Annotated in this window: 6 protein-coding genes and 1 tRNA gene; 6 read left to right on the plus strand and 1 reads right to left on the minus strand. The window is 50.3% G+C overall.

From position 1 onward, the window contains the following. Positions 1-171 (plus strand): winged helix-turn-helix domain-containing protein (locus L3D05_RS26215; protein WP_239619329.1); only part of this gene is annotated, 171 nt, incomplete at its 5' end. Positions 172-313: 142 nt separating this feature from the next. Here the strand turns inward: L3D05_RS26215 and L3D05_RS26220 are convergent. Next, positions 314-6,640: a X2-like carbohydrate binding domain-containing protein gene (locus L3D05_RS26220; protein ID WP_239619324.1), complete on the minus strand. Its 6,327-nt coding sequence runs from the start codon at positions 6,638-6,640 to the stop codon at positions 314-316. 491 nt (positions 6,641-7,131) lie between these two features. On the opposite strand from L3D05_RS26220, the gene L3D05_RS26225 reads away from it, so the two are divergent. The 5 genes from L3D05_RS26225 to L3D05_RS26245 all read left to right on the plus strand — a co-directional run. Continuing rightward, a complete protein-coding gene (locus tag L3D05_RS26225) occupies positions 7,132-8,298 on the plus strand; it encodes a response regulator (RefSeq protein ID WP_239619325.1) in 1,167 nt (388 codons plus the stop codon). 244 nt (positions 8,299-8,542) lie between these two features. After that, positions 8,543-8,953: a hypothetical protein gene (locus tag L3D05_RS26230; protein ID WP_239619326.1), complete on the plus strand. Its 411-nt coding sequence runs from the start codon at positions 8,543-8,545 to the stop codon at positions 8,951-8,953. A gap of 95 nt (positions 8,954-9,048) precedes the next feature. Beyond that, on the plus strand, positions 9,049-10,299 hold the full coding sequence (gene fliD / locus L3D05_RS26235) for a flagellar filament capping protein FliD (RefSeq protein ID WP_239619327.1): 1,251 nt from the start codon (positions 9,049-9,051) through the stop codon (positions 10,297-10,299). Positions 10,300-10,322: 23 nt separating this feature from the next. Continuing rightward, a tRNA-Ser gene (locus L3D05_RS26240) sits at positions 10,323-10,419 on the plus strand. 175 nt (positions 10,420-10,594) lie between these two features. Next, a partial coding sequence (locus tag L3D05_RS26245; RefSeq protein ID WP_239619328.1) for a response regulator occupies positions 10,595-10,873 on the plus strand: 279 nt, incomplete at its 3' end.

Here is a 10,873-nt window from a genome sequence, read left to right on the forward strand (position 1 = left end):
CAGCTCGTCTGGGGAACGGAGAGTCTAGAGGATACGAGAACGGTCGCTGTACACATCAGCAATTTACGTAAAAAAATCGAGGCCGACCATGCCAATCCTGAGAGAGTCATTACGATTCGGGGGGCCGGATATATGCTGGTTGCCAGAGGTGCGTTGCAAGCGCGAAAATAGCGTTAACTTTTGACTCCAGCCCTCCTGCTTTATCAGGTAGATAACGATAGCCGGTTGCACGGTATTCGACCCTTCGCAACCAAGTAAACTAAAAAAAATCCCGCTTGAATGGACTAGCCTCAAGCGGGATTTTATTTGATCATTACTCCTTATATCCGTCTATCCTATCAAGCACTTGCAGCGTCCGAATCAATACAACAGCGGCCTGCGCGCGTGTCGTTTTACCTTTCAGGCTGAACTGGTTCGCGCCCGTGCCTGTCATAATGTGAAGCTTGACCATCAGGCGAACGTCTTCCAAGTAGGCGGAGTCCGCCGGGGCGATGTCCTTGTAGCCATCCAAGCTTACATAATCCTTGGTAAGCGGCAGCTTCTCAAGTTCTATGGCCGCCGCCAGCATACTTGCCATTTCTTCACGGGTCAGAGGTTGTTCTGGATTGAAGCTTGTACCGCTTACGAAGTCCAGCAGGCCAAGCTCCTTTGCTGTCGCTACCTCCTCGTAGTACCACGCTCCCGACTTCACATCGACATAAGACGCTGCGTTGCCGATCGATTGGCCGCGTCCGAGTGCCCGGACGAGCATAGCGGTGAACTCCGCTCTTGTCACGGTTTTGTTGGGTGCAAACTGTCCGTTCCCAACGCCTTCGACAAGTCCTTTCGCCGCCGCTAGCTCAACAAACGATTTACCCCAATGTATGAGCGTATCGGTAAAGGTTGCCGCATTCTCGACGATAACGTGCGGGGTATTGAAATACGAGTTGATTGTTACATACCCTATGCCACCGATTTGTACCGATTTGGCGGCAACAAACTCAAATTTCTTCCTAGATTCGTTATACCGGAATGCTCCCCATTGCACAGGCATATCCTTCATGCTCTTCGGCATTGGAATGTATTTCGTCAGCGCCTTCGTGAGCTTGTCTGCATTTCCAATGGTTTGCCTTGTATTCGTGTTGATAATATCCATCTTAAAATCGACAATCTCGCCCATCACTTTACGCTTTGGCAAGCTATTCGCCAACGCAGCTTGGATTTCTTGATCGCCGGACCGATCGATCAAGGTCATCTTGAAGCTGATATCTTCGCTCTTGAGGCGATTTGCAGCAAGTAAGTTGGCTAGTCCGGGAATGAACGATGCCAATTGGACTGGCACCTGATAGCTGCCGTAGGGAGCATTGATATCGAAGTAAAAGGCAGCGTTCTTGTTCGCAAAGTCCGTTAAAATAGTGGCCGGAATACTGACATAGGCCGCACCTTCCTTTGGCGTTACTTCAAACGCGACGAATGGTTTCGTGGTGTCGATGCTGTCCGGGTCAACTGTCTTACCATTTACGTCGATAACCAGCTTGCGAACGGCAGATGAAGAATGGCTCACTGTAATCGCAAGCGTCTGTGTCGCTCCGCCGCTAAACGAGAACGTCAGATTTGTCATTCCAACCGGCTGCTCCACCAAGTACGCCTTGCTGATGGTAATCGTGTTGCCCGACACGGTATAGTCCGTTCCCGCTGCCAGATTCGTCGCTCCGTTAGCGATGCTTATCAGCGTGTAGCCGTTAAGCTCAAGTGTCGTCGATACATTCGCGGGACTATATTTGTCGAAGCTCGCGCTCGTTGGGCTGATCGTTGGCGTCGAATCGCTCACTGTAATCGCAAGCGTCTTTGAAGTTCCGCCGACAAACGTGAACGTCAGACTTGTCGGTCCAACCGGCTGCGTCGCCAAGTACGCCTTGCTGATGGTAATCGTGCTGCCCGACACGGTATAGTCCGTTCCCGCTGCCAGATTCGTCGCTCCGTTAGCGATGCTTATCAGCGTGTAGCCGTTAAGCTCAAGTGTCGTCGATACATTCGCGGGACTATATTTGTCGAAGCTCGCGCTCGTTGGGCTGATCGTTGGCGTCGAATCGCTCACTGTAATCGCAAGCGTCTTTGAAGTTCCGCCGACAAACGTGAACGTCAGACTTGTCGGTCCAACCGGCTGCGTCGCCAAGTACGCCTTGCTGATGGTAATCGTGCTGCCCGACACGGTATAGTCCGTTCCCGCTGCCAGATTCGTCGCGCCGTTAGCGATGCTTATCAGCGTATAGCCGTTAAGCTCAAGTGTCGTCGATACAGTCGCGGGTGTATATTTGTCTAAGCTCGCGCTCGTCGGGCTGATCGTTGGCGTCGAATCGCTCACTGTAATCGCAAGCGTCTGTGTCGCTCCGCCGCTAACCGTGTACGTCAGTCTTGTCGTCCCAACCGGCTGCGTCGCCAAGTACGCCTTGCTGATGGTAATCGTGCTGCCCGACACGGTATAGTCCGTTCCCGCTGCCAGATTCGTCGCGCCGTTGGCGATGCTAGTCAAATTATAGCCGTTGAGCACAAGTGTCGTCGATACATCCGCATGACCCGCCGATCCGGTATATTTGTCAAAGCTCGCGCTCGTCGGGCTGATCGTTGGCGTCGAATCGCTCACTGTAATCGCAAGCGTCTGTGTCGCTCCGCCGCTAAACGTGAACGTCAGTCTTGTCGTCCCAACCGGCTGCGCCGCCAAGTACGCCTTGCTGATGGTACTCGTGTTGCCTGACACGGTATAGTCCGTTCCCGCTGCCAGGTTCGTCGCGCCGTTGGCGATGCTTGTCAGCGTATTGCCGTTGAGCGCAAATGTCGTCGATACATCCGCATGACCCGCTGATCTGGTATGTATGTCGAAGCTCGCGCTCGTTGGGCTTATCGAGTTCGGTGGTACCGAGTAAAAGGAATAGGCATTGGCTACTCCTGCGGGAACTCCATTCCCCTGGGCTTCGAGAGCCAAAACAAAAAGCTCATGCTGACCGTACGTTAATGAAGACACCGTTCCAGTCCAGTTGCTGCCAGACGGGTTCGCTTGCACCCATGGTCCTTGTGTTGTATCAAGCTGGAAGTACACGCTTTGCACGACCGAGGCATATGGACTATAACCATTAGATACCTGGAAGGTAAACGTTGCATCCGTTCCGTAAGCTTTGTTGTTGGGCAGTGGCGTAACTTCAACTTCCAATGGATTTGTTGTACGCCTGGCGTCATCAATAACCGTTACGTTATTACTATCACGATTGGTGACATAGATTTTGTTCGTCACCGGATTCACCGCGACTGCTTCTGGACGGCTTCCCACCGGTACCGGCGTCGTCTGATTGGTCACGCCGTCAATGACCGTCACGGTGTCGCTAGAAAAATTTGAGACATAGATTTTGTTCGTCACCGGATTCACCGCGACTGCTTCTGGACGGCTTCCCACCGGTACCGGCGTCGTCTGATTGGTCACGCCGTCAATGACCGTCACGGTGTCGCTAGAAAAATTTGAGACATAGATTTTGTTCGTCACCGGATTCAACGCGAGTCCACGTGGAGTGGTTCCCACCGCTACCGTCGTCGTCGTATCGGTCGCGCCGTCAATAACCGTCACGTTATTACTAGTACTATTGGCGACATAGATTTTGTTCGTCACCGAATTCACCGCGACTACTTGTGGAAAGGTTCCCACCTGTACCGTCTTTGTCGTATTGTTCGCGCCGTCAATGACCGTCACGGAGCCACTGACCATATTGGTGACATAGATTTTGTTCGTCACCGGATTCACCGCGACGTCTCTTGGAGCGTCTCCCGCCGGTACCGTCGTCGTTGTATTGGTCACGCCGTCAATGACCGTCACGTCATTACTATTTTGATTGGCGACATAGATTTTGTTCGTCACCGGATTCACCGCGACGTCTCTTGGAGTGTCTCCCGCCGGTACCGTCGTCGTTGTATTGGTCACGCCGTCAATGACCGTCACGTCATTACTATTTTGATTGGCGACATAGATTTTGTTCGTCACTGGATTCACCGCGACTGCATATGGAAGGCCTCCCGCTTGTACCGTCGTCGTCGTATGGGTCGCGCCGTCAATAACCGTCACGGTGCCATTCCGACCGGCGACATAGATTTTGTTCGTCACCGGATTCACCGCGATTGCAGCTGGATTTCTTCCCGTCTGTACTGACGTCGTCGTATGGGTTGCGCCATCAATGACCGTCACGGAGCCGCTAAACATATCTGCGACATAGATTTTGTTCGTCACCGGATTCACCGCGATTGCAATTTGATTGTGTCCCACCGGTACCGCCGTCGTCAAATTGTTTGAGCCGTCAATAACCGTCACGTCATTACTAGCATTATTGGCGACATAGATTTTGTTCGTCACCGGATTCACCGCGACTGCATATGGAGTGGTTCCCTGTACCGGCGTAGTCGTATTGGTCGCGCCGTCAATGATCGTTACGGAGTTGCCGTTCTGATTGGCGACATAGATTTTGTTCGTCACCGGATTCACCGCGACTGCATATGGAGTGGTTCCCTGTACCGGCGTAGTCGTATTGGTCGCGCCGTCAATGATCGTTACGGAGTTGCCGTTCTGATTGGCGACATAGATTTTGTTCGTCACCGGATTCACTGCGACTGCACTTGGAGTGGTTCCCACCTGTACCGACACCGTCGAATTGTCCGTGCCGTCAATGACCGTCACGGAGTTACCGCCCTCATTGGCGACATAGATTTTGTTCGTCACCGGATTCACCGCGTCTGCAGATTGAGTGTGTCCCACCGCTACCGACGTCGGCGTATCGGTCGCGCCGTCAATAACCGTCACGGAGTTGCCGCCCTCATTGGCGACATAGATTTTGTTCGTCACCGGATTCACCGCGACTGCAGATTGAGTGTGTCCCACCGCTACCGACGTCTGCGTATCGGTCGCGCCGTCAATAACCGTCACGGAGTTGCCGCCCTCATTGGCGACATAGATTTTGTTCGTCACCGGATTCACCGCGACTGCACTTGGAGTAGTTCCCACTTGTACCGTCATCGTCGGCGTATCGGTCGCGCCGTCAATGACCGTCACGTTGTTGCTAAGCGCATTGGTGACATAGATTTTGTTCGTCACCGGATTCACCGCGACTGCAGTTGGACTCTGTCCCGCGTGTACCGTCGTCGTCGTATTGATCGCGCCGTCAATGACCGTCACGTCAGTACTATTTAGATTGGCGACATAGATTTTGTTCGTCACCGGATTCACCGCGACTGCAGTTGGACTCTGTCCCGCGTGTACCGTCGTCGTCGTATTGATCGCGCCGTCAATGACCGTCACGTAGTTGCTAAGCTCATTGGTGACATAGATTTTGTTCGTCACCGGATTCACCGCGACTGCAGTTGGACTCTGTCCCGCTTGTACCGTCGTCGTCGTATTGTTCGCGCCGTCAATGACCGTCACGTCATTACTATTTTGATTGGCGACATAGATTTTGTTCGTCACCGGATTCACCGCGACTGCAATTGGATCGTCCCCCACCTGTACCGTCGTCGTCGTATTGTTCGCGCCGTCAATGACCGTCACGTCACGACTATTACGATTGGCGACATAGATTTTGTTCGTCACCGGATTCACCGCGACTGCTCTTGGATCGTCACCCACCGCTACCGGAATCGGCGTATTGGTCGCGCCGTCAATGACCGTCACGTCATTACTATAAAGATTGGCGACATAGATATTGTTCGAAACCGGATTCACCGCGACTGCAATTGGATCGTCCCCCTCCTGTACCGTCGTCGTCGTATTGTTCGCGCCGTCAATGACCGTCACGTCACTACTATTACGATTGGCGACATAGATTTTGTTCGTCACCGGATTCACCGCGACTGCTCTTGGATCGTCACCCACCGCTACCGACGTCGGCGTATTAGTCGCGCCGTCAATGACCGTCACGTTGTCACTGCCACTATTGGCGACATAGATTTTATTCGTCACCGGATTCACCGCGACTGCAATTGGATTGGTTCCCACCGATACCGGTATCGTCGTATTGGTCGCGCCGTCAATGACCGTCACGGTGCCGCCCCCATTGGCGACATAGATTTTGTTCGTCACCGGATTCACCGCGACTGCTCTTGGATCGTCACCCACCGCTACCGACGTCGGCGTATTAGTCGCGCCGTCAATGACCGTCACGTTGTCACTGCCACTATTGGCGACATAGATTTTATTCGTCACCGGATTCACCGCGACTGCAATTGGATTGGTTCCCACCGATACCGGTATCGTCGTATTGGTCGCGCCGTCAATGACCGTCACGGTGCCGCCCCCATTGGCGACATAGATTTTGTTCGTCACCGGATTCACCGCGACTGCAATTGGATTGGTTCCCACCGATACCGGTATCGTCGTATTGGTCGCGCCGTCAATGACCGTCACGGTGCCGCCCCCATTGGCGACATAGATTTTGTTCGTCACCGGATTCACCGCGACTGCGTTTGGAGCGGTTCCCACTGCCACGTCACCCAACTTCATATTTGCCGAAGCCGATGACGGAGTTGCAAGAAGCGCAGTCATTAGAAGACAGATTACGAGAAGACAAGCAAGCCCGCTTTCGAGTTTTTGAACGATAGCCTTACCATAATTCCGTTTTACGTAGGTTTCCATATATTGATCTTCATCCCTTCTCCAATCGGGAACTTGAGCGGCGACTTTAAACTTGCTTAGATCGGCACGCTCAATGCCCTTAGATGTCTCACTTTGTAACCTCGCTCTTGCTGCGTAGGTAGCAGGGAGGGGCAAGCTCAGTAGCAATACTATACAAGCTGACCATCCTGTGTATCTTATCATGGTTGATTAACCCATTGATGAAGTTCAAAGAAAACTTTAAGTTCGCGGTCAAGATAAAGCATGCAGCGGAGATGTATTTCCCATGTACCCTGCAAATATCTGCGAGGCGTTGAACACAAACATCACGATGAAGTCCTTTTTGAGATGCGTTGCAAGCGCGAACTTAAAGTTTTCTTTGTAATTCCCAAGTGATCCCATTTACCATGATAAAGTAGGAGGAGAAAAATCGACATAAATTGAAAAGCACGTCCGGACAGGGCGCGGAAGTCATGATTCGCATTCCGAATTTCGATTTAATGAGGTGACTTATGCTGCGAGTAATATTAGTAGACGATGAGCAACCAGCACTGGATTTGCTTGAAAAGCTGTTGATAACGATCGAAAACATCGAGAATGTCGGGATGTTTACGAAACCGGATGAAGCGATAAATAAGTTATTGCAGGAGCGCATGAATGTTGTATCTTTGGATATTGAAATGCCTGGTTTGAACGGTATCGAAGCGGCCGAACATATCATGGCGATTGATCCCGGAATCGATGTTTTTGTGACAGCATGTCATCATTATGGAGCCGAAGCCTTTGAGCCGAATGCCATCGATTACGTGCTGGAACCAACCACAGCAGAACGATTAAGCAAGACTATCGCACGGATTATGTCAAAACAGAGCGCCGGTAAGCAAGATAAATTCAAAAAGGAGAGGCAAACAAGGAAGTCCCAATTTATCTGTTTTGGCCGTTTTGAATGGATAAGCGATGCGAACGCGGAACTAACATTTCCGGTAAAATGGAGAACATCCAAGGAACGCGAACTGATGGCGTATCTCGTTCATCATCGGAATACGTTTGTCACGAAAGAGAAAATTCTGGATGATATTTGGCCTAATGCAAATCTGGAGCAAGGTACCGCATTTTTGCATACCTGTATCTACAGAATCAGGAAAAAGATAGCGAGTGTCGGTGACAATTACAAGCTGGAGTTTCATAACAACTGCTATCGTTTGGAGACGCGCGGAGGAGAGTGTGATGTCGCCGAATTTGAGCGGGTTACTAGCGGTGAAATGGTAATAACGCCGGATTCTATCGGCGAATTCGAGAGGATAGCAAATCTATATAAAAGCAATTATATGGAGGAAGATGGTTTTTTTTGGGCTCAGCAAGCGCAGGAAAAATACAAAAGCGATTATTTTGAGTTAATGAGACGAATAGCGGACTACCATCTCTCAGTACAAAATCACCGCGCGGCGGGGCATTGTCTGCGAAGAGCCCTTCTTCAAAATCCATACCTTGACGACATCAATGAAAGGATGCTTCGGATCTACGCGAAGATGGGCGACCGCATGTCCATGCAGCAGCATTACGAACGATTTACGAAGCTGCTGCAGGAAGAGCTGGGGACCACCCCATTAAAATCCACCGTTCAATTATTTTCCGAGTTGTACTACGGCGATGACAACGATGATGAGTCGAAGGCATAAGCCGTTTTTTTGTTACGATTCGGGGGACAGGATATATGCGGGTTACCATTGGTGCGTTGCAAGCCGAACTTAAAGTTTTCTTTAAGTTTCGTATATAGAGCAATCAACCATGATAAATTAGAAGTAATATTTGTAAGTTTTTGACGAAGAAAAGCTAGCTGTCATGGGAGATGGTACATGCAGCCGGATACTCGGATCGAGGCATCGTTGCATGTGACGATATTTGTAATTAGGGGGGAATGGCGTGAATGTAAACTCCGTGCAGCCGGTCAGTGATTATTTCAAAGCGATGCAGCAATGCAAGGACGCACGTGCGACGAAGGATCAGTCGCGTGTGGCATCTATTCGAAATCTACTCATGCTGGGCAAGAAGCTAAGCACCGTCCAAATGGACTACTTACAGCAACATGATCCCAATCTACATAATCAAGCAATGAGCCTCTTGATGGAACGCCAAGCGTATGAGGACGCATTGCAGTATAGCCGTAGCAAAGCGGATGCGAACTATTACAACACGTTCAAGCTGATGCAGATTGCCGGGCAACTGAAGCATGGTGGTTCCGAGGAGCTGCTGATGCGCGCGAACACGATTCAGGAAGCCCATCGCGAGTTCGTGCGATCGAGCAAGTATGCCTCACTGAGGTCAGATGGATAATCACCCCGTAAATTACGATGATGAAACCATAGCAGATTTATGTCGAAGCAGAAATTAACAATATATATTGTGCGAAAGTATGGAGGGGTAGACGGATGACGCTATCGATTAACTCGTATAACTTGATGAATCCGATTAGCAGAACGACGCCTTTGAGTTTCCAATCTTCCAATAGTCTGGGTGCGAACCCATCTTTATTCTCAAAGTTCGTTTCGAAGAGCAATCCATATGAGCAATATATCAAGACAGCAGCAACCGGGATTGCGAATTTTTTGAAATCCGCGCAGGGTATGCAATCATCGGCGCAAAAATTAATGCAGAAGGATAATTCATCCTTCCAAGCAAGGACGGCGGAATCATCGGACGGTAAGAAGGTTACTGCAACTGCATCGGCCGGAGCTGCGAGCAAAACTTATGAAGTTAAAGTGAATGCGATCGCGACTTCTCAAACGAACAGTGGAACATTTTTGTCAAAAGTAGAAACGTCCGTTGTAAGCAAAGGCATCAATCAGTTCAACATTACGATAGGCGGCAAGACTACTAAGGTATCGGCTGTTATCTCTGATAACGATACGAACGATCAAGCGCTGACCAAGCTGAAAGATGCGGTCAATGCAGCGAAGACGGGCGTAACCGCCAGTATTGTAACGGATGATAAAACAGGCAATAAGAAGCTTGAGTTAAGCAACGACAAGACAGGAGCGGATCAGGCTTTCGAGGTCGAAGATGTTACCGGCAACGCGATGTCGGCAACCGGCGTTAAGAATGCAACGCAACTAGCGTCCAATGCGTCCTACAGCGTGAACGGCGGCGCAATTCAAACTTCGCAGTCGAACACGATTGATCTGGAGAAGGGCAAAGCTACGGCGACACTAATGGCCCCATCGATGGAAGCAGTGAAAATTCAAATCAAACCGGACGAAGACAAAGTCATCGCGCAAGTTAAAGATCTGGTGTCGAGTTACAATACGATGCTTGATCGCTTGAAAGAAGCCGGTGGAGTTATGAGTTCATCTGCCCGTAAAAGCATGGAATCGTTAGTCAGCTCATCTACCTATGAGCGAATCGGTATTCACAGTAACGGCGATGGTACTCTCAAGCTGGATGAAGAGAAGATTATGATGAGCTTAAGCTCAAATTTCGAACAAACAACGAAAGCGATTAGCGGCAACTATGGCCTAGCTGACCGTCTATCATCAGCAGCGGAAAGTTACAATGAAGTCCCGGCAAGCAGCTTGCTGAACTCTAAGGCTCGCCAGGTGCAGCAATTCGCGATGTACCAGTCATTGATGCAAACGGTTATGCCGACACAGGCAAACGGGTGGGTCGTGAATTCGCTTTATTAACTAGATAAAAACCTATTCAGGCGGGATTGTCCATATTGTTGGTAGTGAAACCGACTCATGCGGTAGATAGCTTCGCTGGGAGCGTAGAGGTCAGCGGTTCGATCCCGCTAAGGTCCACCAGATTAATCAACGCATGCAGTCCATAGGACTGCGTTTTTGTCTTGTTTGGGCTTAAGCTCATCGGAATATAGAACAAAGTGGAGGGACGGTTCGAGCGGAGAGCGACGGCAAGACGGGATCGATATTCTATGTATCGCTGCCTTGTATATTGTAAATGAAGGAAGGTGACGGTGTGGTGGACACGCACAAAATCATGATCGTCGATGATGATCCTCATATATGCGAGATTGTTCAGGCGTATTGCGAGAGGGAGGGTTTCATATCCTCCTACAGTCATAGCGGGACAGAAGCTATGAAGCTGCTTGCGTCTTTCGAGCCGGATTTGATTGTACTGGATGTACTGCTGGCTAATGAAAATGGCATTGATTGGTGCATGAACGCACGTAGCTACACGAATGCGCCGATCGTATTTCTGAGCAGCCGTGAGGAAGACGAGGTGAAAATCAGCGCATTA

This window comes from Cohnella mopanensis (assembly GCF_022352055.1).
Classification (GTDB): Bacteria; Bacillota; Bacilli; order Paenibacillales; family Paenibacillaceae; genus Cohnella; species Cohnella mopanensis.

Excerpts from the sequence above, each read along its gene's own strand:
- L3D05_RS26220 (WP_239619324.1), bottom strand. The coding sequence starts at position 6,640 with ATGGAAACCTACGTAAAACGGAATTATGGTAAGGCTATCGTTCAAAAA.
- L3D05_RS26225 (WP_239619325.1), top strand. The coding sequence starts at position 7,132 with ATGCTGCGAGTAATATTAGTAGACGATGAGCAACCAGCACTGGATTTG.
- fliD (WP_239619327.1), top strand. The coding sequence starts at position 9,049 with ATGACGCTATCGATTAACTCGTATAACTTGATGAATCCGATTAGCAGA.